The 24,428-nt window shown below is 70.9% G+C and carries 21 protein-coding genes and 1 pseudogene; 12 read left to right on the top strand and 10 right to left on the bottom strand.

The window, feature by feature from the left end; translation table 11 throughout:
* Positions 1 to 41 precede the first annotated feature (41 nt).
* The 4 genes from AB0I10_RS04705 to AB0I10_RS04690 all read right to left on the bottom strand — a co-directional run bounded on the left by AB0I10_RS04705 (position 42) and on the right by AB0I10_RS04690 (position 3,633).
* Positions 42 to 1,337 (bottom strand): FAD-dependent oxidoreductase, encoded by a 1,296-nt coding sequence (locus AB0I10_RS04705; protein WP_363150811.1) that lies wholly within the window; start codon positions 1,335 to 1,337, stop codon positions 42 to 44.
* Positions 1,334 to 1,528: a ferredoxin gene (locus tag AB0I10_RS04700; protein ID WP_363150810.1), complete on the bottom strand. Its 195-nt coding sequence runs from the start codon at positions 1,526 to 1,528 to the stop codon at positions 1,334 to 1,336. Before AB0I10_RS04700 ends, AB0I10_RS04705 begins: the two co-directional genes overlap by 4 nt.
* A gap of 72 nt (positions 1,529 to 1,600) precedes the next feature.
* Positions 1,601 to 2,821: a cytochrome P450 gene (locus AB0I10_RS04695; protein ID WP_363150852.1), complete on the bottom strand. Its 1,221-nt coding sequence runs from the start codon at positions 2,819 to 2,821 to the stop codon at positions 1,601 to 1,603.
* 191 nt (positions 2,822 to 3,012) lie between these two features.
* On the bottom strand, positions 3,013 to 3,633 hold the full coding sequence (locus tag AB0I10_RS04690; protein WP_363150809.1) for a TetR-like C-terminal domain-containing protein: 621 nt from the start codon (positions 3,631 to 3,633) through the stop codon (positions 3,013 to 3,015).
* A 266-nt stretch (positions 3,634 to 3,899) separates the two neighbouring features.
* On the opposite strand from AB0I10_RS04690, the gene AB0I10_RS04685 reads away from it, so the two are divergent.
* Positions 3,900 to 5,918: a LodA/GoxA family CTQ-dependent oxidase gene (locus AB0I10_RS04685; RefSeq protein WP_363150808.1), complete on the top strand. Its 2,019-nt coding sequence runs from the start codon at positions 3,900 to 3,902 to the stop codon at positions 5,916 to 5,918.
* Entirely contained in the window at positions 5,915 to 7,093 is a 1,179-nt protein-coding gene (locus AB0I10_RS04680; RefSeq protein ID WP_363150807.1) for an FAD-dependent monooxygenase, read from the top strand. Before AB0I10_RS04685 ends, AB0I10_RS04680 begins: the two co-directional genes overlap by 4 nt.
* Positions 7,094 to 7,147: 54 nt before the next feature.
* Here the strand turns inward: AB0I10_RS04680 and AB0I10_RS04675 are convergent, their stop codons facing one another.
* Positions 7,148 to 8,311: a CapA family protein gene (locus AB0I10_RS04675; protein ID WP_363150806.1), complete on the bottom strand. Its 1,164-nt coding sequence runs from the start codon at positions 8,309 to 8,311 to the stop codon at positions 7,148 to 7,150.
* A gap of 190 nt (positions 8,312 to 8,501) precedes the next feature.
* Between AB0I10_RS04675 and AB0I10_RS04670 the strand changes: the two genes are divergently transcribed.
* The 7 genes from AB0I10_RS04670 to AB0I10_RS04640 all read left to right on the top strand — a co-directional run bounded on the left by AB0I10_RS04670 (position 8,502) and on the right by AB0I10_RS04640 (position 14,947).
* Positions 8,502 to 9,500 (top strand): aminoglycoside phosphotransferase family protein, encoded by a 999-nt coding sequence (locus AB0I10_RS04670; RefSeq protein ID WP_363150805.1) that lies wholly within the window; start codon positions 8,502 to 8,504, stop codon positions 9,498 to 9,500.
* Between the two features lie 99 nt (positions 9,501 to 9,599).
* Positions 9,600 to 10,157: a PadR family transcriptional regulator gene (locus AB0I10_RS04665; protein WP_363150804.1), complete on the top strand. Its 558-nt coding sequence runs from the start codon at positions 9,600 to 9,602 to the stop codon at positions 10,155 to 10,157.
* A 102-nt stretch (positions 10,158 to 10,259) separates the two neighbouring features.
* The gene (locus AB0I10_RS04660) at positions 10,260 to 11,981 is read left to right on the top strand and encodes an acyl-CoA dehydrogenase family protein (protein WP_363150803.1); all 1,722 of its coding nucleotides are present in this window, start codon (positions 10,260 to 10,262) and stop codon (positions 11,979 to 11,981) included.
* A 265-nt stretch (positions 11,982 to 12,246) separates the two neighbouring features.
* The gene (locus AB0I10_RS04655; protein ID WP_363150802.1) at positions 12,247 to 13,020 is read left to right on the top strand and encodes a triose-phosphate isomerase family protein; all 774 of its coding nucleotides are present in this window, start codon (positions 12,247 to 12,249) and stop codon (positions 13,018 to 13,020) included.
* 86 nt (positions 13,021 to 13,106) lie between these two features.
* The gene (locus AB0I10_RS04650; protein ID WP_363150801.1) at positions 13,107 to 13,568 is read left to right on the top strand and encodes an RpiB/LacA/LacB family sugar-phosphate isomerase; all 462 of its coding nucleotides are present in this window, start codon (positions 13,107 to 13,109) and stop codon (positions 13,566 to 13,568) included.
* A 108-nt stretch (positions 13,569 to 13,676) separates the two neighbouring features.
* Positions 13,677 to 13,928, top strand: coding sequence for a hypothetical protein (locus AB0I10_RS04645; RefSeq protein WP_363150800.1), 252 nt, complete (start codon positions 13,677 to 13,679; stop codon positions 13,926 to 13,928).
* Positions 13,929 to 13,933: 5 nt separating this feature from the next.
* On the top strand, positions 13,934 to 14,947 hold the full coding sequence (locus tag AB0I10_RS04640) for a zinc-dependent alcohol dehydrogenase family protein (RefSeq protein WP_363150799.1): 1,014 nt from the start codon (positions 13,934 to 13,936) through the stop codon (positions 14,945 to 14,947).
* Between the two features lie 58 nt (positions 14,948 to 15,005).
* On the opposite strand, the gene AB0I10_RS04635 is transcribed toward AB0I10_RS04640, so the two are convergent.
* Both AB0I10_RS04635 and AB0I10_RS04630 read right to left on the bottom strand, forming a co-directional pair.
* On the bottom strand, positions 15,006 to 16,154 hold the full coding sequence (locus tag AB0I10_RS04635) for a glycoside hydrolase family 88 protein (protein ID WP_363150798.1): 1,149 nt from the start codon (positions 16,152 to 16,154) through the stop codon (positions 15,006 to 15,008).
* 190 nt (positions 16,155 to 16,344) lie between these two features.
* A complete protein-coding gene (locus tag AB0I10_RS04630; RefSeq protein WP_363150797.1) occupies positions 16,345 to 17,574 on the bottom strand; it encodes an ROK family transcriptional regulator in 1,230 nt (409 codons plus the stop codon).
* Positions 17,575 to 17,868: 294 nt separating this feature from the next.
* Here AB0I10_RS04630 and AB0I10_RS04625 point away from each other — a divergent pair, with 294 nt between their 5' ends.
* The gene (locus tag AB0I10_RS04625; protein ID WP_363150796.1) at positions 17,869 to 19,698 is read left to right on the top strand and encodes an alpha-L-fucosidase; all 1,830 of its coding nucleotides are present in this window, start codon (positions 17,869 to 17,871) and stop codon (positions 19,696 to 19,698) included.
* Positions 19,699 to 19,926: 228 nt separating this feature from the next.
* Positions 19,927 to 20,502, top strand: coding sequence for a TIGR03086 family metal-binding protein (locus tag AB0I10_RS04620; protein ID WP_363150795.1), 576 nt, complete (start codon positions 19,927 to 19,929; stop codon positions 20,500 to 20,502).
* Between the two features lie 62 nt (positions 20,503 to 20,564).
* Here AB0I10_RS04620 and AB0I10_RS04615 read toward each other — a convergent pair whose 3' ends face one another.
* A complete protein-coding gene (locus AB0I10_RS04615) occupies positions 20,565 to 20,735 on the bottom strand; it encodes a hypothetical protein (protein ID WP_363150855.1) in 171 nt (56 codons plus the stop codon).
* A 326-nt stretch (positions 20,736 to 21,061) separates the two neighbouring features.
* Here AB0I10_RS04615 and AB0I10_RS04610 point away from each other — a divergent pair, with 326 nt between their 5' ends.
* Positions 21,062 to 22,483: a lipase maturation factor family protein gene (locus AB0I10_RS04610; RefSeq protein WP_363150794.1), complete on the top strand. Its 1,422-nt coding sequence runs from the start codon at positions 21,062 to 21,064 to the stop codon at positions 22,481 to 22,483.
* Here AB0I10_RS04610 and AB0I10_RS04605 read toward each other — a convergent pair.
* Together AB0I10_RS04605 and AB0I10_RS04600 are read right to left on the bottom strand one after the other, a co-directional pair.
* Positions 22,377 to 23,465: a tetratricopeptide repeat protein gene (locus tag AB0I10_RS04605; protein ID WP_363150793.1), complete on the bottom strand. Its 1,089-nt coding sequence runs from the start codon at positions 23,463 to 23,465 to the stop codon at positions 22,377 to 22,379. The genes AB0I10_RS04610 and AB0I10_RS04605 overlap by 107 nt on opposite strands.
* Before the next feature lie 154 nt (positions 23,466 to 23,619).
* A pseudogene (locus tag AB0I10_RS04600) lies at positions 23,620 to 24,426 on the bottom strand (glycoside hydrolase family 16 protein); the annotation flags it as partial.
* Positions 24,427 to 24,428: the final 2 nt, after the last annotated feature.

The raw sequence follows: 24,428 nt of genomic DNA, 5'->3' as shown, positions 1-24,428 counted from the left end.
GGCACGGTCCTCCGCGATCGGGCACGGCCGGCTCGTCCGGGTCAGCCGGCGGCCGTGGCGGCCCGGATGCGGTCGCGTGCCTCCTCCCAGGGGACGGGCGTGGCGATGACCGCGCGCAGTGCCCGGACCTGGCGGGGCGGGAGGCCGGTCGTCAGGACACCGGTGGCGGTGCCGTCCCGCCCGTAGAGGGCGACAGTGCGGCGCTCGTCGCGGTCCAGGACGGTGGTCTCGACCCGGTCGGCGCCCGTGGTCAGCCCGTGCGCCTGGATCTTGATGTCGTACTGGTCGGACCAGAAGTACGGCACGGGGGCGAAGGGGCGGCGCTCCTGGGCGGGGGTGTCCGTGCCCTCGCCGGCAAGTTCGGCCAGCAGGTTGCGGGCGGCGGCCATGCCCTGCTCGGTGGCATTCATCCGGTGCTCGAAGCGCAGGAGCCGGCCGTGGACCGGGTGGTGCCAGCGGGCCACGTCGCCCGCGGCGTAGATGCCGGGGGCGGCGGCGCAGTACGCGTCGCAGCGCAGCCCGTCGGTGGTGTCCAGGGCCGGGTCGGCCAGCCACTGCACGGCCGGCTCGGAACCGATGGCGAGCAGCACGAGGTCGGCGGGCAGCCGGGTGCCTCCCCCTCCCCCGGCGGCTACGCCCCCACTGGCGGGGGTGCCCCCATTGGCCAGCCGTACGCCCGTGACGCCGTCCGCCGCCGTCTCGAAGCCGTCCACCGCTCCCGTACGCAGCGCTACGCCCCGGGCCCGGTGTTCCTCGGCGAGCAGCCCGCCGACCTCGGCGCCGACGGTACGGGCCATCGGTGTCGCGTCGCGGCCGACGAGGGTGACCTCATGCCCCAACTCCCTTGCCACCGCGGCCGCTTCGCATCCCAGTACGCCGTTGCCGACGATCACCAGGCGCTGCCCGCCGCCGGCCAGCCGGGCGCGCAGCGCCAGCGCGTCGTCCAGGGTGCGCAGGGTGTGCACACCGGCGATGCGTTCGGCGCCGGGGAGCGTACGGGCGGCAACGCCGGTCGCGATGATCACGCCGGCGCATTCGAGCTCCTCACCCCCGTCGAGGGTGAGGGTGCGGGTGGCCGCGTCGAGGCCGGTCGCCCGGGTGCCGAGCCGCAGGTCGAGGCCGAGCGGATCGAGTTGGCCCTTGGTGCGCAGCAGTAGACGGTCCGGCTCCCAGTCGCCGTGCAGCAGTTGCTTGGACAACGGCGGCCGGTCGTACGGCAGATGGGGTTCGTCGCCGATGAGGACCAGCGGGCCGTCCCAGCCGAAGCGGCGCAGCGCTTCGGCGGCGGCGAGCCCGGCGGCGGACGCTCCGACGACGGCGAGGGGCCGGGCGGTCATGCGTGGATCTCGATGACGGCGGCCGGGCAGATGGCGGCGGCCTCGCGGACCGCGTCGTGCTGCCCGGCGGGCGGGGCGTCGTCGAGGAGCACGACGATGCCGTCCTCATCGCGCTGGTCGAAGACCTCGGGGGCGATCAGCACGCACTGGCCGGCGGCGCAGCACTTGTCGGCGTCGAGGGTGATCTTCATAACGGGAACTCCGTGGGGTTGGTGGAGGGTGGACTTGGCGGAGTCGGTGGGCCTGAGAGTGGTTCAGGTCCGTTACCAGGTGACGGGCAGGGCGTGGCAGCCGTAGATCGCCATGTCCGTACGGAACGGGATCTCGTCGTCCGGTACGGCGGGCCGCATCGTGGGGAACCGGCGCAGCAGGGTACCGATGACGACCTGGAGTTCGACTCGGGCCAGCGCCTGGCCGAGGCACTGGTGGATGCCGTAGCCGAACGCGACATGGTGCTGGGCGTTGGGGCGGCAGACGTCGAGGCGGTCGGCGTCGGCGAAGACGCTCTCGTCGCGGTTGGCGGACGCCACGGCCACCACGACGCCCTCGCCGGCCCGGATGAGGTGCCCGTCGATCTCGATGTCGGCGGTGGCGACCCGGCGCGGTCCGTTGCGGATGATGCTGTGGAAACGCAGCAGTTCCTCCACTGCGCCGCGGATCAGGCCGGGCTCCTGGCGCAGCCGGCCGGCCGACTCCGGGTCGCGCATCAGGGTGAGGGCACTGAGGCCGATCATGTTGGCGGTGGTCTCGTGACCGGCGATCAGCAGCAGGGCGGCGAAGGCGGCCACTTCGTCGTGTGTGATCTCGCCGGTCCGCTGCTGTTCGACGATCAGTCGGCCGAGGATGTCATCGCCGGGCGCGGCTTCCTTCGTGGTGACCAACTGGTCGAGGTAGTCCCGCAGTTCGATGCGGGCGGCCTCGCGCTCGCCGTCGGCGATGGTGCGCGAGAGCAGCTTGCCGGTGAGCCGCTGGAAGATGTCGTGGTCGTCGTACGGGACGCCGAGCAGCAGGCTGATGACCAGCGAGGGCACCGGCAGCGCGAGCGCCTCGACGAGGTCCACTCCCCCGCGCTCGCGCCCGTCGGCCCGCTCCATCGCGTCGCACAGCTCGTCGGTGATGCGCTGGATCTCCGGGCGCAGCGCCTCTACCCGCTTGACCATGAACTCCCGGGTGACCATCCGGCGCAGCCGGGTGTGCTCGGGCGGGTCCCTGCGGATGAAGCCGCGGTTCTCGGTGGCGGCGCCGCCGGTCATTCCGCTCAGCGGGTAGCCGGGAACGGTGGTGTCGGAACTGAAGCGGGTGTCGCCGAGGATGGCCCGGATGTCGGTGTAGCGGGTGGCCAGCCAGGCCCAACTGCCGTCCGGGAGCGAGATCTTGGAGATCGGCTCCGCGGTGCGCAGGGCGGCGAATTCGGCCGGGGGCTCGAAGGGACAGCCGCTCGGCGGCTCCACGGGCAGGGGCGCCGGGGCGGTGGAAATCATCATCTCGCTCATCTCACTCGTCTGGCTTTGTGCGCACACCGGCAGGGGGCGTGCGCCATGAGTCGAACGTTCGCCTAACACCCGTAAACTTACATGCGTAATACACGGGTACGCGCATCGGGGGTGGGACGGATGACATCGGGGTGGGACTGGTGACAGTCCCTCAGAGGGAGCGGTGCGGGGCGTCCGCCCGCTCAGCGCTCCAGCAGCAGCCGCAGGATCTCGTCCACGAACCGGTCCAGCCGGCGGGCGTCCTTGGGGCTCGGCATGACCTGCCAGAGCATGACCCGGCCGTGCACCGACGACCACAGCACATACGGGGCCTCGGAGCGCGCGCCGCGCACCTGCCAGCCGGCCTCTTCACAGGCCGTCAGCGCATCGTCCCAGCTGCGCACCAGCAGCCCGGCCGGGTGTCCCGCCAGCCGCTCCAGGCCGACCGGCGTCTGCCGGGTCTCGTAGAGCAGCCGGTATGTGGCGGGATGCGCGACGGCGTAGCGGCAGTAGGCACGCAGCTGAGCGCGCAGTCGCGCCACCGGGTCGCCGTCGTCCGCCTTCGCGGCGGCGGCGGTCATCGCCTGCCCCAGCCGCTCGTAGCTGACCTCCAGGGTCGCCCAGACCAGTTCGGTCTTGTCGGCGAAGTGGCGGTAGATGCTTGGGGCGGCGACGCCGGCGGCCCGCGCCACCGCGCGCAGCGACAGCGCGTCCTCGCTGCCGACCTCCTCCAGGAGGCGCTCGGTGGCCCGCAGGAGCTCCTCCCGCAGACGCTCGCCCTGCCCGCGGGGGTTCCGAGGCCGGACGGCCGCACTCTCGCTCACTGCCTCCGGTCCTTCCCTGGCCTGGCCGATGTGGTGGTCACCAGCGTTTCACACCGGGCGGGCGGGGCTTGCCGGAGTGCCGGGGCCGTCATCGCACTCCGTGAGCGGGGTCAGGAGCGGCTCCCGGTACGGGGCGGCCCGAAGGCGTGAATCCGTACACCCATTGTGACGCCTCGATGTCGCAGCGTGTGTTGCGATGATCCTACGTTGAGTCTTCGGAGGCATATGCATACACGCATATGCCTCCGCTACTGGAAGGCTCCTCTATGGACGTGCAGATTGCACAGGTGAAGATCCATCCCGCCATCGGGATCGCCCGGGTCGGCAACAGCGACAGCCGGCCCTTCGTCGGTCCTGAGTCACCGGACCAGCCGCCGCTGCCGCCCGGCTCCTACAAGGACAGCGCGGGGAGGGTCATCCAACAGGCCGCCCGTTTCCGGATCTACGGCTACAACAAGGCCGGGGAGGTCGTCAGGGAACTCAAGCTGGGCGAAGAGGGCGTGACCGAGATCAAGTGGTCGGTGCACCTGGCCAACAAGAAGGCCGCCTGGTACCAGTTCCACATCCCGCTCGACATTCCCGAGGCCGTCAACCTGCCGGACGACCAGCGACGCCGACGGAACGCCGACGTCGAGGGAGAGGAGCGCGAGAAGCTCGTCAACGACCCCGGCCGGAAGACCGTCCTCGCCTCGCGGCACGAGACCGCCACCTTCGACGGGGAGATCATGGACCTGCCGGTCTCCCTCGGCGAGGCATCCACCCAGAGCGACGGCCGCCTGCTGGTCGTCGGAGGCGTCGGCGATTCGGCGTCCTGGGAGGACCCCGAGGTTCCGATCACCGGCGTCGCCAACAATGACACCTGGTACGACGACGTCTCCGACGGCCCGGTCACGGCGGAGGTCACCATCGGCGGCGTCACCAGGACGGCCACGCCCGCCTGGGTCGTGGTCGGCCCGCCGCACTACGCACCCGGCGTGAAGACCGTCCGCACCCTTTACGAGCTGCTCCATGACACATTCGTCACCGAACAGACCCTGCCGGTCGAGCCGAAGCCTTCCTACCCGGACGACATCGAACCGCTGCTGAGCCGGTTCTGCGGCCTGCAGTGGGTCAACCACGGCTTCGCCACCCAGTTCGGCTGGAAGGGCCCGCACGACTTCCTCGACCCGGCCATGCGCAAGCGGCTCGCCGACCCCGGCGTCACCAGCCGCGAACTGCGCCGCCAGGTCTACGTCCAGATGCGCGACTACGCCCGGGACGGGATGTCCCCGGTGCCCTGGCCGTGGCTCTACGGCGACGCCATGTCCAGCAGGCCCAACTCCATCCGGCAGCACATCACGCTCTCCTCCGAGCAGGACCGGATGCTGGCCCTCTGGGCCGACGGCCACTTCACCACCGGCCCGCCCCGCAAGGGCTACCCGGATGTGGACAAGGCGCCCATCGCGGAACGACCGGGCCTGCTGGACCGGGCCGCGCTGGAGAACTGCGCCGCCGATGCGTTCCACCCGGGCTGCGAGGTCACCTGGCCGATGCGGCACAAGACCATGTACTCCGAGCCCTTCCGCATCCTGCACCGCACGCCGGAGAACCCGGAACGCGACTACGGCGATGTGCTCACCCTCCAGGACGCCCTCGGCAAGAACGGCCCGCTGTACGCGCAGGGGCCGGGCGACCTCACCCGCTGGATGGCCGCCCCCTGGCAGTGCGACACGGCGAGCTGCCGCTCCGGCTACGAGGTACGCGCCAACCTCGGCCCCCGCTACAGCCCGTACCTGCCGACCTTCTGGCCCGCCCAGATGCCCAACCACGTGCTCAAGGAGTCGGACTTCACGACCGTCAACACCGAGCCGACCGGCGGCGACGACAGCGTCAGGGAGAAGGCGTTCGAGAACCGGGCGGTGTGGCTGCGCGGCCTGACCGGCACCACCTTCAACGAGCAGCGCCGGCAGATGATCGACGACTGGTACAAGTTCGGCATCGTCGAGACACACGAATACACCGTGGGCGACGGGAAGTTCCCCAAGCTCATCCAGGTGGAGTCCGATCCCGGATACCCGGAGGCCCCCGACTACGCCAACCTCATCAACATCCACGTACCCGAGGCGGGAGTCCCCCAACTGGCCGCCGCGGCCGACACCTGGAGAGGGAGCATCCCGGCCGAGTCCGTCGAGGCGGATCTCGTGCAGCAGGCCGTCCAGGAGGTCATGGAGGCGACCGGTCAGGACGAGACGGCGATCGCCGCCGGATACCTGGAGAAGCTCGACCCCTTCCACGGCACCCAGTGATCCCCGCACCGGCCTATGACGTCGTGGTCGCGGGCGGCGGCCCGGCCGGCTGCGCCGCCGCGCTCACCCTCGTACGGGCCGGGCGCACGGTCCTACTGGCCGACGCCGGTACCGGCCCACCCAAGGCCGGCGAGGCGCTGGTGTCCGTGGGGCGGCTGCTCCTGGCCGACCTCGGCGTCGACCGGCCGGTCCTGGGCACCGGCCATCTGCCCTGCCACGGCAACCTGTCCGCCTGGGGCTCGGCCGAACTGCACGCCGTGGACTTCATCAACGACCCGTACGGCCACGGCTGGCACCTCGACCGTCCGCTCTTCGACCGGCGGCTGCGCGCCGCCGCCCGCGCGGCGGGCGCCGACATCGCCGAGCAGACCGCCGTACGGCGCCCCTCCCGGCAGCCGGACGGCACCTGGCGACTCGCCCTGCGCGGCCGGTCGGGCGGCGACGGGCGAGATGGCAGCGACGGCAGCGACGGGGAGCGTACGGTCCGCTGCCGATGGGTGGTGGACGCCACCGGACGGGGCGCCGCGATCGCCGTCCGCTCCGGCGCCCGGCGGCGAACTGGAGACCGGCTGACCGCCCTCCACCTCACCCTTGACCCGGCCCCGCAGGCCGGGGAAGACGGCCGTTCGCTGGTCGAGTCCGACGAGGACGGCTGGTGGTACACCGCCCCGCTGCCCTCCGGGCACCGGCTGGTCGCCTACTTCACCGACCCCGACCTGCCCGTCGGTGCCGCAGGCGGAGCCGAGCGGTTCCGCGACCGGCTGCTGGCCACCCGGCACGTATCCCGCCGGGCCCGCCCGCATGGGCTCACCACCCTGCGACCACCCCGCCGCGCCCCCGCGCACAGCGCACATCTGGACCGGGTGCACGGCGACGGCTGGACGGCCGCCGGCGACGCGGCAGCCGCCTTCGACCCGGTCAGCTCCCAGGGCATCCTCACCGCCCTCTACACCGGCCTGAGCGCGGGCCAGGCCGTCGACGCCCGGCTGCGCGGCGACCGGGCGGCGCTGGCCGAATACGCGGCGAAGGTCGCCGCGGCCCGTACCGCCTACCAGCACGGCCACCGCGCGGTGCACGCCCAGGAGACCCGCTGGGCCGACCGCCCCTTCTGGGCCCGGCGGCAGCGGAACACCCGCCCGCACCCCCATCCGACGAAAGGCGAGACCTCCTCGTGAACACCGCACCCGGCACCGTCGCGGACCCGGGCCGGCCGGGGCGCGGCGAGGCGGTCACCTCCCCATCGTCAGCCCCTCGGCCGCGGCGCCCCGGCTGAGGACCGCCTCGCTGATCGCCTTGCGGATGTCCGCGTGGGCGGGCGTCCGCGCGAGATTGAGCATGCGCAGCGGCGGCCCCTGCACGGCGAGTTGCGGGATGTACTCGGCCTTGGTGACCTTCCAGCGCTCGCCGGGCCGCTCGGGCGGGTCGAAGCGGAAACGGGCGATGGTGCCCCAGTTGCCCTCCGGCGTCTTCATGGGGCCGGAGATCTGGTCGCCGAGCCCGTAGGCGACCCAGGTGCCGTTGACCTTCTCGTACGGCTGCGGGGTGTGCGCGTGGGTGCCGATGACCAGGTCGATGTCCGGGCGGCCCGCGGTCTGTGAGGCGGTGAGCGCCTGGGCGAGCCTGATCTGCTGCTCATTGGGGGCTGTCCGGTACTCCGTGCCCCAGTGCGCGCTGACGACCACGACATCGGCACCGGCCCGGCGGGCCGCCCGCGCATCCGCGATGATCTTCTTCTCGTCGATCAGATTCACCGTCCACGGCGCGGACGCCGGGCGATGGGTGCCATTGGTGCCGTAGGTGTACGAGAGATGGGCCACCTTCGCGCCGGTGCGGGCCAGCACCCGCGCCGAGCGGGCGGCCTCGGTGGCGCTGCGGGCCGAGCCGACATGCCGCAGCCCGACCGTTTCAAGCGCCCGCAAGGTGCGGTGCACGCCCGGGACGCCACGGTCCAATACGTGATTGGAGGCGGTGGAGCAGGAGTCGTAGCCGGTCGCCTTCAGAGCGCTCGCAAGCTGCGGCGGGGACTGGAAGACGGGGTAGCCGGCGAAGGGACCGGACAGCAGGCCGAGCGGTGCGCCCAGATGACACACCGCCAGGTCGGCGGAGGAGACGACCGGTTTCACGCCGGCCAGCATCGGCCGGAAGTCGTAGCCGACGCCCGCCGCGTCCGTCTGCGCCGTACTCAGGACACCCGGGACGGACGGGATGATCTCCCCGGAGGCGACCAGGGTGAACGGCTGCTGGGGGGAGGCCTTGACCATGGGGGCACCGCCGTGGCCGCGCGGCTTGGATTCCGGATGCGGCGGTGGGGCGCCGTCCTGTTCGCCACAGCCCACGGCCAGTGCGGCGAGCAGGACGGCCGCCGCATACAGGTTGTGCTTGTACGCGCTCATCCCCGACACATATCAACAGTCTTATGTAGGAAAATGCCTAAATAGGCTGGTGTTCGACACTCTCCCCCATACGGACCCACGGCGTGGGGGAATCGGGTCGGAATCAGGGCGGAATCGGGGCGGAGGCATGACGGGAAACGGGACGGGAAACGGAGCGGCCTCGCGCCGGTCCGGCACCTAGGCTGCCCGGATGGCGCACACCCCGCACACCCAGCTCACCCCACACGGCCGACAAGGCGACGACCCGTTCAACTCCCCCTCCTACGACCGATTCCCCGATCGGCTTCCCGTGGTCGGCACCATGAGCCGGACCCCGTCCGGGCGGGCCTGGCTCGACCGGCTGCCGGGCATCGTCCGGGAGATCGAGGAGCGGTGGGAGCTGCGGCTCGGCGCCCCGTTCCACGGCGGCAGCTGCTCCTGGGTGGCGCCCGCGGAGGGGCCCGACGGTGAGCCGGCGGTGCTCAAGGTGACCTGGCCGCACCGCGAGGCCGACGGCGAGGCGCCGGGGCTGCACGCCTGGGACGGCAACGGTGCCGTACGGCTCCACCGCTGGGACCGCGAGCACGGCGCGCTGCTGATCGAACGGTGCGACCCCGGCACCGAGCTCGGCGACGCCCCGCTGCCGCCCGCCGAGCGGCTCACCGTCGCCGCCGGTCTGCTGCGCGACCTGTGGGCCGCGCCCACACCGCCCGACGGCCGGCTGGAGCACGTCGAAACGGTCTGCGCCGAATGGGCCGACCTGCTGCAGGACCGGATGATCCGGCTGCGGCCCGGCTACGACCCCGGACTGGTCGAGCTCGGCGCCGACCTGCTGCGCAAGCTGCCGGCGACGGCCGCCCGCGAGGTCGTGGTGCACGGCGACTTCAACCCCGGCAATGTGTTGGCGTCGGGGCGCCGCCCGTGGCTGGCCATTGACCCGAAGCCGATGGTCGGCGACCCGGCGTACGACCCGTGGCCGCTGCTGACGCAGATCGACGACCCCTTCGAGCACCCGGATCCACGACCGTTGCTCCGCGAGCGGTACGCGCTGGTCGCCGATGTACTGGGCGAGGATCCGGCGCGGCTGATGGCGTGGGCGGTGGCGCGCGGTGTGGAGAGCGCACTGTGGTGTGCGGATCACGATGAAGTCGAGGACGGGGCCGAGCTGTTGGCGGAGGCCCAGGTGCTGGCGGAGCTCGCCGGGCTGTGATCCGGGAGGGGCGACGCGGCCCCGGCCGCCCGGGTGAGCCGTGTCTCACCCGGGCGGTGCCACTTGCCTATGCAACGAGTTGCATAGAAGGATCGGGGTATGGCGCTCGAACACGCGATCCTCGTCTCTCTGCTGGAGAAGCCGGGCTCCGGCTATGAGCTGGCCCGCCGGTTCGAGCGGTCCATCGGGTACTTCTGGACCGCCACCCATCAGCAGATCTACCGCGTCCTCAAGCGCATGGAGAGCGACGGCTGGATCGACGTCCGTGAGGTGCCGCAGCAGGCCCGGCCGGACAAGAAGGAGTATTCCGTCGCCGCCCCCGGCCAGGCCGCCCTCTCCCAGTGGCTGCACGAGCCGATCGAACCCGAGAGCGTCCGGCACGACCTCGCCGTGAAGATCCGCGGCGCGGCCTTCGACGACCCGGCCGCGCTGATCCGCGAGGTCGAGCGGCACCACCAGGCGCACACCGACCGGCTCGCGCACTATCTCGCGGGGGAACAGCGTGACTTCACCGGCCCCGAGGCCCCCGGAACACCGGACGCCGGGCGGGAGCTCCAGCATGTCGTGCTGCGCGGCGGCATCGCGTACGAGCGGATGACGCTCGCCTGGCTCGACGACGTACTCGCCACGCTCCACCGGCTCGGCCCCGAGCGCTGACCCGGCGCCGACGGCCACCCGCGCCGGCCTCTCCCCGCCCCCTCACGCACCGAAGCCCTCACCCCTCAACCCTCAACTCCCAAGCCGGAAAGGCGAACATCCATGGCCGACCCGCTGCTGTTCAACCCGCGCACCTACGACCCGGCGCACTTCGACCCCGAGACCCGCAGGCTGCTGCGCGCCACCGTCGACTGGTTCGAGGACCGCGGCAAGCGCAAGCTGATCGAGGACTACCGCTCCCGTGCCTGGCTGGCGGACTTCCTCGCGTTCTCCGCCAAGGAAGGGCTGTTCGCGGCCTTCCTCACCCCGGCGTCCGCCGCCGACGGGCAGCCGGACAAGCGCTGGGACACCGCCCGGATCGCCGCCCTCAACGAGATCTTCGGCTTCTACGGGCTCGACTACTGGTACGCGTGGCAGGTCACCATCCTCGGTCTCGGCCCGGTCTGGCAGAGCGAGAACGCCACCGCCCGCACCCGGGCGGCGGAACTCCTCTCCCAGGGCGAGGTGTTCGCCTTCGGCCTGTCCGAGAAGGCCCACGGCGCGGACATCTACTCCACCGACATGCTGCTGGAGCCCGACGGCGCCGGCGGCTTCCGGGCCAGCGGCTCCAAGTACTACATCGGCAACGGCAACGCCGCCGGGCTGGTCTCCGTCTTCGGCCGCCGCACCGACATCGAGGGCCCGGACGGCTATGTCTTCTTCGCCGCCGACAGCCGACACCCGGCGTACCACCTCGTGAAGAACGTCGTCGACTCCTCGAAGTACGTCAGCGAGTTCCGCCTCGACGACTACCCGGTCGGCCCCGACGACGTACTGCACACCGGCCGTGCCGCCTTCGACGCCGCCCTCAACACCGTCAACGTCGGCAAGTTCAACCTCTGCACCGCCTCCATCGGCATCTGCGAGCATGCGATGTACGAGGCCGTCACCCACGCGCACAACCGCATCCTCTACGGCCGTCCCGTCACCGCCTTCCCGCATGTGCGCCGCGAGCTGACCGACGCATACGTCCGCCTGGTCGGAATGAAGCTGTTCAGCGACCGCGCCGTCGACTACTTCCGCTCCGCCGGCCCGGATGACCGCCGCTACCTCCTCTTCAACCCCATGACGAAGATGAAGGTGACCACCGAGGGCGAGAAGGTCATCGACCTCATGTGGGACGTCATCGCCGCCAAGGGCTTCGAGAAGGACACCTACTTCGCCCAGGCCGCCACCGAGATCCGGGGCCTGCCGAAGCTGGAGGGCACCGTCCACGTCAACCTCGCCCTGATCCTCAAGTTCATGGGCAACCACCTGCTCAACCCGGCCGAGTACGAGCCCGTACCGACCCGCCTCGACGCGGCCGACGACGACTTCCTCTTCCGGCAGGGACCGGCCCGCGGTCTGGGCTCCATCCGCTTCCACGACTGGCGCACCGCCTACGACGCCTACGCCGCTGTGCCCAACGTCAGCCGCTTCCGGGAGCAGGCGGACGCCCTGTGCGAGTTCGTCACCACCGCCGCCCCCGACGAGTCCCAGAGCCGCGACCTCGATCTGCTCCTCGCCGTCGGCCAGTTGTTCGCGCTGGTCGTACACGGCCAGCTGATCCTGGAGCAGGCGCGCCTGACCGGCCTTGAGGAGGACGTGCTCGACGAACTGTTCGCCGTCCTCGTACGCGACTTCTCCGCACACGCCGTCGAGCTGCACGGCAAGGACTCCGCCACCGCGGAACAGCAGCGCTGGGCGCTGGGCGCGGTGCGGCGTCCGGTCGTCGACGACGCCCGCTCGACGCGCGTCTGGGAACGCGTCGAGGCACTGTCCGGGGCATACGAGATGGCGCCGTAACAAGGAAGCACCGGGCTGTCCGCCCACCGTTCCCACAGGCTCAGCCGACGTCGGTACATGTCGGCTGAGCCTGTGTCGTGTCGTCCGCCATCAGCGCCCACCCAGGCGCGGTACGGGCGGCTCGACGCGCGGTGCGGCGGTGACGGTGGGTGAACAGGCACCCCGGCCGGGCATGGAAATCACACAGATCTCGTGAAGTTCACGGCTTCATACTGCTTGATTTGAGAACTTCACATGTGATTTTGTTTGAAGCATCATGAGCGACGTGATTCCTGAGAACTCGACGTCCGTCGCGGGCCACCGCCCGGTGATCGGCGTCTCGCTGAAGCTGTACTTCGGCCTGGCGCAGACCCGGGCCTGGCTCGCGGACGTGGCGGCACTCGACGACGCGCTGGCCGCGCTCCCCCGCCCCGTCGACCTCTTCGTCCTGCCGTCCTTCCCGGCCCTGGCGGACGCCCGCGAGCTGCTCTCCGGCACCGGCATCGACTTCGGCGCGCAGGATGTGCACTGGGCCGAGAGCGGCGCCTGGACCGGTGCGGTCTCCGCCGGGATGCTCGCCGAGACGGGCGCGCGGTATGTGGAGGTCGGCCATGCCGAGCGCCGCCGGCACTTCGGCGAGACGGACGAGACGGTCACCGCCAAGACCCGCGCGGCCACCCGTGCCGGTCTCATCCCCGTGATCTGCGCGGGCGAACGGCGCGCCGAGGATCTTGGCGCGGCCGTCGAGGAGACACTGGCCCAGGTACGGGCCGCGCTGTCCGACGCCGCACCGGGCAGCGAGGTCGTCATCGCGTACGAGCCGGTCTGGGCGATCGGCGCCCGCGAACCGGCGCCGGCCCGCCATGTCCGCGCGGTGGCCGGAGCCATCCGCGACGGTCTGCGCGATCACGACGTCCGCGGGCGGCTGATCTACGGCGGCACCGCGGGCCCCGGCACCTACAGCGAGCTGGCCGGTGCCGTCGACGGACTGTTCCTCGGCCGGCTCGCCCACGACACCGAGGGGCTGCGCAAGGTCCTCGAAGAGATCTCCGGCGGCTGACGACCGGCCCCGCCGACGCGCCGCCGCCCGACCCCAGACTCCGAGGCCCAGCGGGCCCCGACCCCACAGCCCCCGAGGGAGACACCGTGCAGGACACCTACCGCATCGCGATCGGCGCCGACGACGCCGGAATCATGATGAAGGACGCGATGATCGCCTATCTCACCGAGCACGGCTACCCGGTCACCGATATGAGCGCCACGGCCACCGAGGACTACCCGGACGTCGCCGAACGGGTCGCGCAGAGCGTGGCCCGCCGCGAGCACGAGCGCGCCGTCCTCATCTGCGGCACCGGCATCGGCATGGCGATCGCCGCCAACAAGGTCCCCGGCATCCGCGCCGCCCAGATCCCCGACAGCTACAGCGCGGAACGCGCCCGTAAGTCCAACGACGCGCAGATCGCCTGCTTCGGCAATCGCACGATGGGAGTGGAGGCCGCGCTGATATGTCTGCAGCACTGGCTGGTGTCCGACTTCGCGGGCGGCGGTTCCGCCCCCAAGGTCGAAAAGATCAAGCAGGTCGAATCACGCAATCTGCGCGTGGCCTGAATCCGTCGCCCGGGAAGGAAGCCGATCCACGGTGAGCACCACGATCTCCGCGTCCGGAGAGGGCCCCTCTCAGACGCCGTCCGCCCCCGCCTTCGCCTGGAGATCTCCGTGGAGGCGGGGATAGCCCAGGGCTGGCGGGAGATCGTCGGCGACCGGGGACACTGCGTCTCGTTGGAGCACTACGGAGCGTCCGCCTCCGCCGCCGAACTCTTCGAGGAGTACGGCATCACCGCCGACGCGATCGCCGAAGCGGCCCGGACCACCGTGCAGACCACCCCCGCCCTCCCCATCCCCTCCCCCTCCCCCAACCCCAGCCCCACCCCCACCTCCTCCTCCGCTTGCTCTCCCGAAAGGCGGTAACAACCATGCGTGCAGTCGTCATCGAGGAACCGAACCAGCTGTCCGTCACCACTGTCGCGGACCCGACGCCCGGCCCCGGCGAGGTCGTCGTCAAGGTCGCCGCCGCCGGACTGTGCGGCACCGATGTACACATGCTGGCGGGCGAGTTCGGGCCGACCCGGTACCCGGTCATCCCGGGGCATGAGTTCTCCGGTGAGATCGTCGCCGTGGGCGCGGAGGTGACCGGCTTCGCCGAGGGCGACGCGGTGGCCGCCGACCCCGCGATCTACTGCGGCTCCTGTCACTTCTGCGCCATCGGCCGCGGCAACCTCTGCGAGCAGTGGGGCACCATCGGCATCACCGTCGACGGCGCCTGCGCCGAATACGTCAAGGTGCCGGTCCGCAACTGCTACCGGCTGCCGGAGACCGTGCGGCTCGCGCACGCCCCGCTCATCGAGCCGCTGTCGACCATCGTGCACGGCTTCGACATCGTCGGCCCGCAGCTCGGCGACAACTTCCTGATCTACGGCGCGGGCACCATGGGCCTGCTCTACCTCCAGGTCGCCCAGCGCTCCGGCGCCGCCTCGGTCTCGGTCGTCGACATCAACGAGGACCGGCTGGCGGTGGCCCGCAAGCTCGGCGCCGACGCCGTCGCCACCAGCGCGGACGCGCTGGCCGCCGGCCATCCGCGCGGCTGGGAGGTGGTCACCGACTGCACCGGCAACATCCGGGCCATCGAGGACGCACTGACCCGGCCCATCCGCGGCGGCACCTTCCAGCAGTTCGGCTGCGCCCCCGACCAGGAAACCGCCCGCTTCTCACCGTTCCGCATCTACAACGACGAGATCCGGATCGTCGGCAGCATGGCGATCCTGCACAGCTACGGGCGCGCCGTCGAGCTGCTGGGCAAGGGTGTCATCGACGCCGACACGATGATCACGCACCGCTTCGGCCTGGACGAGTACGCCACCGCGCTGGACATCTTCACGCAGGGCACCGGCCGCAAGCTTCAGATCGTGCCGAGCGGGCCGGTGGCCTGACGAGCGCATCCTGGCGGTCGGCAGCTGCGGCTCGGGCGCCCTCGCCCGGCGCCACCCGTCAGCCGCCGCCCAGCGCCGCCAGCTCCGTGCCCGCCAACAGGAAGGCGCCGACGCCGAAGTCGGCGGTGGAGTCGTAGGTGACCGGCTGGCTGGATTCCGGCCGGTCGCCGACGTTCTGAACATGGCCCAGGAACCCGTCGGGGTGCAGCGCGGTGTCCACCATCGCGTTCCAGGCACGGGCGGCGACGGGGCGGAAGACCTCGCGCGGGACCAGCCCGGCGCGCAGCGCATAGGCCGTCCCGTAGGTGAAGAAGGCGGTGCCGCTGGTCTCCGGTCCCGGCAGATGGGCGGGGTCGCCGAGGTTCACATTCCAGAACCCGTCGGACCGCTGGACGGCGCGCAGCGCGGACAGTTGACCGACGAGCGTGGCGCGGTACTCCGGGACATGGGCGTCATGCAGTACGTCCAGCACCTTGGCATGGGCGGCCGCGACCCACCCGTTCCCGCGCGACCACAGGACGGGCTTGCCGCTCGGGGAGGCGATACCGCCCGGCAGAAACCGCTTGTCGCGGTACCAGAGGCCGGTGCGGGGATCATGGAGTCCGGGCCCGCCCTCGGCGCTTTTGGTGTGGGTGTAGAGCGCGTGCATCGCGTCCCCGTAGGCGGGGTCGTCGCGCAGCACGCCGAGCCGGGCGAACGGCGGCATCGCCATGTGCAGCGCGTCGTCCCACCACCAGTCGTCGTGCCTCTCGGCGGAGGACTGGACCATGCGCTGGAGAGATTCCTCGATGGCGGCGATTTTTGCCTGGTCGGGCGAGGCGTCGAGCGCGTACAGATCGAGGTAGGCCTGTCCTGCGCAGTGGTCGTCGGCGTGCCGGGTGGCGACACCGTTGTGCAGCCCGTACGCGTGCTTTTCCGCCCAGCCCCTGGCATACGCGAGGTAGCGGGGCTCGCGGGTGACGCGGTGCAGGGCCATCAGCCCGCTGAAGAAGGTGGCGCGCGCCCATTGGTTGTCGCCCGGGTCTGTGTGTGCGCCGATCCAGTGGTCGGCGGCCCGGCGCAGTACGGCGACGATCTCGGCGCGGGCGGGCAGCCGGCCGGAAGGGCGGTGCCCGACGGCGGCTCGGGCGACGCCGGCCGTGAGGGCGGGCAGTGCGGTGCCGGCCGCCAGCGCGGCGCCCGTGCCGAGGAATTGCCGACGCTCCATAGACACACCTCTCCCGTACAAGTCCATCCACAAGTCCATCGAGTACAAATATGTGAACAGAGTTCTGTCATCTGACGGCGCCATCGTGGCAGCGAACTCCGCCCCGGGGAAGGGGTGTTGAAGAAGACCCGAAGAGGTGTTGACGAAGACCCGTACGCGTCGGCGGGGCCGGGCCCTTCCTCTCGGCCCTTCACACCCCCGTGCCGCCGCCCGCCAGGAACCGTTCGACGGGCAGCGTCGCCGCACCCAGCGCCACCGCGTCCGGGCCGAGCCGGCACAGTTCGACGGTGGTGCGCTCGTACGGATGCCGCAGCGCGTGCCCGGCCACCGCCTCGCGGATCTGCGGCAGCAACCGGCCGCCGAGCAGCAGCCCGGCCCAGCCGCCGACGATGATGCGCCGCGGATTGAAGAGGTTGACGAGGTTGGCGATGCCGGCGCCGAGGTAGACGGTGGTCTCGTCCAGGACACGGCGGGCCGCGGCGGAGCCGTCGGCGAGCAGGGCGGCCAGCGCGGACTCCTCGTCGGCGCCCGGCGCAGGCCGTCCGCGGCGCGCCTGGTGGTAGCGGTCCAGGATCCCTTCGGCGCCCACATACGCCTCCAGGCAGCCGCGGGCGCCGCACCGGCAGCGCCGTCCGCCGACCTGCACGATCGTGTGCCCCCACTCCCCCGCGCCGCTGGTCGCGCCGCGGTAGAAGGCGCCGTTGGCGACGACGGCGGCGCCGACGCCGGAACCGATCAGGGCGATGACCGCATGGTCGGCGCCGCGGCCCGCGCCGAACCACATCTCGGCCTGGCCGAGGGTCATGGCGCCGTTCTCGATGTGCAGCGGGAGGCCGGTGCCCGGATGCGTCGCGGTGCCGGCCCGCAGCAGCCGGGCGAGCGGTACCGCGTCCCAGGCGAAGGTCTGGCCGTGCACCAGCGCACCGCCCTCGCTCGCACCGGTCCGCTCGACGACACCGGAGACGGCCACGCCGACCCCGAGAATGTCGGCCCGGTCGACGGCTGCGGACGCGATCACCTCGTCCAGGCCGACGAGGATCCGCTCGACCACCGTGCCGACGTCATGCCGACCGCTCTCCAGGGGGTGATCGGCCTTGGCCCGCTCGTTCATGGCCAGGTCGTACAGCTCGACACGGACCCTGGTCTCGCCGACGTCGACGCCGACGGCATAGCGCCGGTCAGGGTCGACCCGCAGCAGAATGCGCGGCCGTCCGCCGTCCGAGTCGACCGCACCGGCCTCCACCACGATGCCCTCGCCGAGGAGTTCACCGACGACCGTCGAGACGGTGGTGACGCTCAGCCCCGTACGGGCACTGAGTTCCTGCCGGCTCAGCGGCCCGTCGAAGTAGAGGGACCACAGCAGCACGGAGCGGTTGCCGCGCCGCAGGTCCCGTGTCGTGGTGTGCCGGTGGACGGCCATGGGCATCTCCCGCCCCTAGAGAAATGAGTCCTCGGTCCCCCGGCGCCACATAATTCGAGACTTGTTATAAGCATGTCAAGTAGGGGATGAGGGGTGGTCCTCGTTACCCACTCCTCGTTTAGATCCGAGGAATAAGGTCGCCACCCCCCTCAACATCCCCAACTCCCGCCCATTCCCGATGAGATGCTCCGATGTTTATCGCGTCCGGGGTCTTCCGATCCGGGCGCCGGAGCCTGCACCATGCGGGTGGCACAGGAGGCACCCCACATGACCGACTGACCGAAGGAGCGAGTGATGCACAGCCGCACAAGACCCGCCCGGCTACTGGGAGTTCTGGGGATTCTGGGCGCCCTGCTGCTGGCCCTCGGCAGCCCCGCGACCGCGGCGAAGCCCCCGTCACGGCCCGCCTCGGGCCCGGGTACCAACCATGCGACCGATGACCCCTTCACTTCCGAGCGCACCTCCTGGTGGCGCTCGGACCGCTTCGGGATGTTCATCCACTTCGGCGCGTACTCGAACCTGGAGGGCGAGTACACCGGGCCCGACGGGACGGTCTGCCGCAACGCGGAGTGGATCAAGCGCGAGTGCGAGATCCCGAACGAGGCGTACGAGAAGCAGGCCGCCACCTTCAACCCGGCGGACTTCGACGCCGACGCGATCGTCAAGGCCGCCGAGGACGCGGGCCAGCGCTATATCGTCATCACGTCCAAGCACCATGACGGCTATGCGATGTGGCCGACGAAGCAGAACTCCTGGAATCTGCGCGACCATTCCTCCTTCGACAAGCAGCGCGACATCCTCGCCGAGCTGAAGAAGGCCGCCGACGCCGCCGGGATCAAGCTCGGTTTCTACTACTCGATCTGGGACTGGCACGACCCCGACTTCGCCGACCCGGCGACCTTCCCGCGCTACAAGAAGCGGATGTACGGCCAGCTCAAAGAGCTGGTCGACAACTACGACCCGGCGCTGCTGTGGTTCGACGGCGAGTGGGACGCGGACAACCCGGCCAACAACTGGTCACGTCGGGACGGCGCCGATCTGCAGGCGTATCTGCACGGCCTCGATCCCGAGCTGATCGTCAACAACCGCGTCGGCAAACGTGATGTGGTCGACGGCGACTTCGGCACGCCGGAGCAGGAGATCCCCGCCGAGCCGGTCGACGGGCAGCTGTGGGAGAGCTGTATGACGCTCAACGACCACTGGGGCTACGCCAAGTACGACACCAACTGGAAATCGTCGGCCACGGTCGTCCGCAACCTCCTGGACGTCGCGAGCCGCGGCGGCAACTATCTGCTGAACGTCGGCCCGGACAAGCTCGGGCGCATCCCGCAGCCGTCCGTGGACCGGCTGCGCGAGGCCGGCGAGTGGCTGGGCGCGCACGGCCAGGGCGGCGCGGTGTACGGGGCCGGGCACACCGGGCTGGTCGCGGACCCGTCCTGGGGCGCGGTCTCGCGGCGGGGCAACGACCTGTACGCGTCCGTCACCTCCTGGCCCGGGGCCGGCAACCCGCTGCACCTCACGGCCAAGGCACCCTTCAAGATCACCTCGGCGCGGGTACTGGGCAGCTCGCAGCAGGTGAAGGTCACCCCGGCCGGTGACGGGTTCGACCTCACCCCGTCCGGCCCGGCCGCCGATCCCCTCGCCGGCGTCATCCGGCTCACCGTCACGCCTCCGGCGGCCGCGCCCCCCGGTACCGGGACCGGGCTGACGGCGCAGAGCTGGGCGAACGACTCCTTCACCGGCCCGCCCGCGGTGACCGGCACCGACCCGACGGTGAACGAGTCCTACCGATTCGACGGGTCACCGGACCCGAAGATCCCCGCCGATCACTTCAGCACCCGCTGGACCGGCAGCATTCAGCCACGCTTCGACGAGACCTACACCTTCACCACCGTCTCGGACGACACCGTGCGGCTGTGGATCGACGGCAAGCTGGTGATCGACAGCGTCACCCCGCACGGCCCGAAGGCCGACAAGGGAACCGTCGCCCTCAAGGCCGGGCAGCGGCACAGCATCCGGATCGACCATACGGAAGGGACCGGCGAGGCGCATATGAAGCTGCTGTGGTCCAGCCCTGGCCAGACCCAGGAGATCGTGCCGCAGCGCCGGCTGTACGCCGACTGACACCGACCAGCGCCGCCCGTATGGTGCCGGCCGTGCTCCGAGGCCGGCCGGCACCGCGTACCGCCGGGACCCGCCGCTGTGAGATTTCCGCTTCCGATTGGGCCGATCGAGTCGTCGGAGCGGGGCCGGACGCCGTCGCGGGCCCGGCCATGACCCATCGGACGGGCGCTGGTGATCGCCGTGCGTCGGAGGCGCCGTTGTCAGTGCCCGCTTCTATCCTCGGGGAGCATGAACAGAGACGAGATCCTGCGCGCCCATGGCGAGGCCATCGCGCTTTTCGGGAGCCGGGTCCATACCGTCCGCGACGACCAGTGGGACGCGCCCACGCCGTGCGCGGAATGGTCGGTGCGGGACCTGGTGAACCATCTGACGGCCGAACAGCTGTGGGTGCCCCGCCTGGTGCGGGACGGCGCCACGGTCGCGGACGTCGGCACGGATCTCGACGGGGACCAGCTCGGTGTCGATCCGGGCGCGGTCTGGGACCGCGCGGCGGTGGCCGCCGTGGCGGCGTTCTCCGCGCCCGGTGCACTGGACCGTATGGTGCATCTGTCCTACGGCTCCAGCCCGGCCGCTGCGTACTGCACGCAGATGATGGCCGATGCGGTGGTGCACGCCTGGGATCTGTCGCGGGCGATCGGCGCCGATGAGCGGCTGCCGGGCCATCTGGCGACGGCGGCACTGCGCGAGGTGGAGCCGTATGCCTCGGAGCTCGGTGCGTCGGGGCTGTTCGCCGCGCCGGTGGAGCCCCCGGCGGACGCCGACGACCTCACCAGGCTGCTGTGCCTGCTGGGCCGTCGGCCCTGATCAGCCTGATCGGACGGTCAGGGCCGGCGCCACGCGGGGAGACGGGTAGGTCGATACGCGCCTCAGTCGATGCCGCGGATGATGTACGGCTCGGAGGGGTCGTCATCGCAGCCGGCGAGACGCACCGGGGCGCAGCGGCCCCAGACCTCCAGGTTGCGGACTTCCTTGATGCGACCCTGCCGATCGCCCTGCTTCGAGCGGGGCTGCTTGTACTGAGCCTTGTGCACTGCCACCACGCACTCCTTCATCGAGGTATTGGTTCCGACGCGGTGGCGCCTCTTCACAAACCGGGAGGTCAGCCAGGGTTTGTGGCGTTCCCGCGACGGGCCAATGGTGTTGGCGTCTCCCAGAAAGGTCGTCCGTCGCCTTCCAGAGTATCGACGTCGCACGCGGCGCGCTCGACTTTTTCCGGCGATTGAGGCATGTCACACGAAGGCGGAAAACCAGTGCCTTCGTGTGACGGGAGTGACGAAGGGGGCCCCACCTGTCGCTGTGGATCAGCCTTGGCCGCCGCGCGTCCTTCGTCTGGAGCAGCGGCCGCAGTGCTACCCATGGGCGAGTGGAATGGTTCTCGGACACCAACTACTGGCTCGGCCGGCTCGTCTTTCAGCGGATGCTGGCCATCCTCTACCTGATCGCGTTCATCGCGGCGCTTCGGCAGTTCCGGGCGCTCATCGGTGCGCGCGGGATGCTACCGGTCCCGGCGTTCGTGGCGCGGGTGCCGTTCCGCGCCTCGCCGTCGGTGTTCCACCGGCACTACTCCGACCGTTTCTTCGCCGCCTGGTCGTGGTGCGGGGCGCTGCTGGCGGCCGCGGTCGCGGCGGGGGCCGCGGATGCCGTGCCGCTGTGGGCCGCGATGGTGATGTGGGCGGCGCTGTGGGTGCTGTACCTGTCCATCGTGAACGTGGGGCAGACCTGGTACAGCTTCGGCTGGGAGTCGCTGCTGCTGGAGGCGGGCTGGCTCGCCATCTTCCTCGGCAATGCCGACACCGCTCCCCCGGTACTGGTGATGTGGCTGCTGCGCTGGGTGCTGTTCCGGGTGGAATTCGGTGCCGGGCTGATCAAGATGCGCGGCGACAGCTGCTGGCGGGATCTGACCTGTCTGCATTACCACCACGAGACCCAGCCGATGCCGGGCCCGCTGAGCTGGTTCTTCCACCACTTGCCCAAACCTCTCCACAAGGTCGAGGTGGCGGCCAACCACTTCGCCCAACTCGCCCTCCCTGTCCTGCTGTTCACCCCGCAGCCGGTGGCGGGCTGGGCCGCCTCCGCGATGGTCGTCACCCAGCTGTGGCTGGTCGTGTCCGGCAACTTCGCCTGGCTGAACTGGCTGACCATCGCGCTTGCCCTGTCAGCTGCCGCTCCCCTGTGGGCGGACCACTCGCCCCTCCCGTCATCCCCGGTGTGGTTCGAGGTCCTGGTCATCGCGGCGACCGCGCTCGTCGCCGTCCTCAGCTACTGGCCGGCGCGCAATCTGCTGACCCGACAGCAGATGATGAACACGTCGTACGAGTCGCTGCATCTGGTCAATTCCTACGGCGCTTTCGGCACCGTCACCCGGATCCGCCGGGAGATCGTGGTCGAGGGCACGGCGGACGCGGTGACCGGGCCCGACACCACGTGGATCGCGTACGAGTTCCACGGCAAGCCGGGGGACGTACGGCGGCTGCCGCGCCAGTTCGCGCCGTATCACCTGCGGCTGGACTGGCTGATGTGGTTCGCGGCGCTGTCCCCGGCCTATGCGCACTCGTGGTTCCTGCCGTTCGTGGAACGGCTGCTGGAGAACGACCGCGACACGCTGCGGCTGCTGCGGGGCAACCCGTTCCCCGATGTTCCGCCCGCGCGGGTACGGGCCAGGATCTTCCAGTACCGCTTCACGACCTGGCGGGAACTGCGGGAGACCGGAGCGTGGTGGCATCGCAGCGAGGTGCGGGAGTTTCTGCCGCCGGTGGCGCTGTCACCTCTGCGCGAAAGGCGATGACCATGTCCCGGGCGTGCCGTAGCCCGATGCGGGTGAAGTCCCGTTCCAGGTCGGCGAGTTCGGCGAGCGTCTCGTACGGGTCGCGGCCGAGGCGGGCCCGGGACTTGGCCAGGCCCAGCCGGGACAGGGCGACGCCGCGCGGTTCCTGCATCTCGCTGAACTCCCGCAGTGCGAGGGCATAGGTCTCGCGGGCCTCCTCGTAACGCCCGGCGCGGTACTGCACGTTGCCGCGCATCTTGTGGTTGTAGGCGAGCGCGCTGGCCAGGTCCATGGTGCGGCAGATGGCCTCCGCCTCGGACAGCAGCGCCAGCGCCCGGTCCGGTTCGCCCTGCACGGAGAGGACGTCGGCTATCCCGCGCAGCGACCAGGCGCGGCCGCGGGCGTCGTCGGCCTCGGTGGCGATGCGGGCGGACTCCTCGAACAGCTCCAGGGCCTTGTCGTAGCCGCCGGTGTTGCGGTGCATCTGGGCGATGCCGGACATCGCCCAGACCATGTGGCGGGCCTCGCCGTGTGCCCGGCCCTGTTCGAGCAGCTGCTCGTGGAGTTCGGCGACCGCGGCGTAGTCGCCCTGTATTCGGCCGGTCTCGGCGAGACCGGCGAGCGCGTAGCCGTGGGCGAGGCGGTCGCCGCTGCCGTCGGCCAGCGCGACGGCGTGGGTGAGCAGCCGGCGGGCGAGCGGCAGCGTCCCGCACTGGCGGGCGAGGGTGCCGCCGCTCCACAGCGCCCAGGACATGGCGGCCGCGTCACCCGCGGTGCGCGCACTGCGGTAGCTCTCCCGCCAGGCGGCGCCGGCGTCGTCCACCCGGCCCAGCCGCCGGTTGGCCTCGGCGACCGCCAGCGCGGCGCGTGCCCGTTCCAGTGCGGTGCCCGCGGTGGAACGCGCGCGGTTCGCCGTTGCCAGTACGTCCTCGTAGGAGGAGTTCACGCCCAGCGCCGCGCCCAGCTCGCCCTGGTACTCCGGGGCGAATGCCTTGCCGTACATATATCCGTGGCCTCTCGATCATTTTGGTGCTTGATCAAGAAACTACGAGTCGTCCGGGGTGCGGCGAATCCGTCCCCGTATGTGTTGTGCCGTACGACTTGAGTGCTACGGATGGGGGTGCTGGTCATCAACGGGGTGTACGGGTCTGTCGGGGTCAGGCGGCCGGGACGGTGTCCTCGAACGCGGTCCCGGCGGCGCGGCGCTCGCCGACCGCCGCCTTGATCCGGTCGGGCGTGAGGACCTGGTCCTTGACATGCAGCACATAGTCCACCTGCTGGTCATAGCCGCGGGCCTCGGTGCCGGTCTGCCCTTCGAGATCGATCAGCCACTGGTTGAAGTCGATCGACATCGGCTTCTCCGGGAGGTACTCGGGGTCGTGCCGGGCGAATTCCCGTCCGTCGACGTAGTAGGTGATGCCGGTGGCGTCGATGGTGATCGCGAGGTCGTGCCAGCCGGCGAAGCTGCTGCGCTCCTCGGTGTGCTGGTTGACCACCTCCCAGGGGTCGGGATTGAAGGTGTCCCAGGAGGTCGTGTAGAGGATGTTGCCGCTCTCGCCCCAGCCGCCGTTGGGCAGATACTCGAAGTCGTACTCGGCGTAGTCCTCGTCCATCGGGGCCTTGAGCTCGTTGATGGTGAAGAACGCCTGGTTGACGTGGTCGCCGTCGGGTCCGGAGGCCGGGGCGTCGTTGAACTTCACCCGCGCCGCGTAGGTGCCGTACCCGAACTTCATGCTCCGGGTGTGGAGTTCGGTCTGCTCGGTGCTCCCGGCGGTACCGGATGTGGAGGTCCGCAGGGTCATCACGGAGTTGTCGCCGTCCTTGGCGAAGGTGATGTTCTCCGGTGCCCAGGTGGCGCCCGGCACTCCGGGGCCGCCGGATCCGGAGCGCACCGTCCAGCCGTGCGCGCCGAGGGCCGGGTCGTCGTGCCCGGTGTAGTCGAAGTCGTCGAAGAGAACTTCGCCGG

The sequence above is a fragment of the Streptomyces sp. NPDC050636 genome, from assembly GCF_040654775.1.
In the GTDB taxonomy this organism is placed as follows: domain Bacteria; phylum Actinomycetota; class Actinomycetes; order Streptomycetales; family Streptomycetaceae; genus Streptomyces.
The sequence above is the reverse complement of the archived record's forward strand: the minus strand, read 5'-3'. Positions and strand labels throughout refer to the sequence as shown.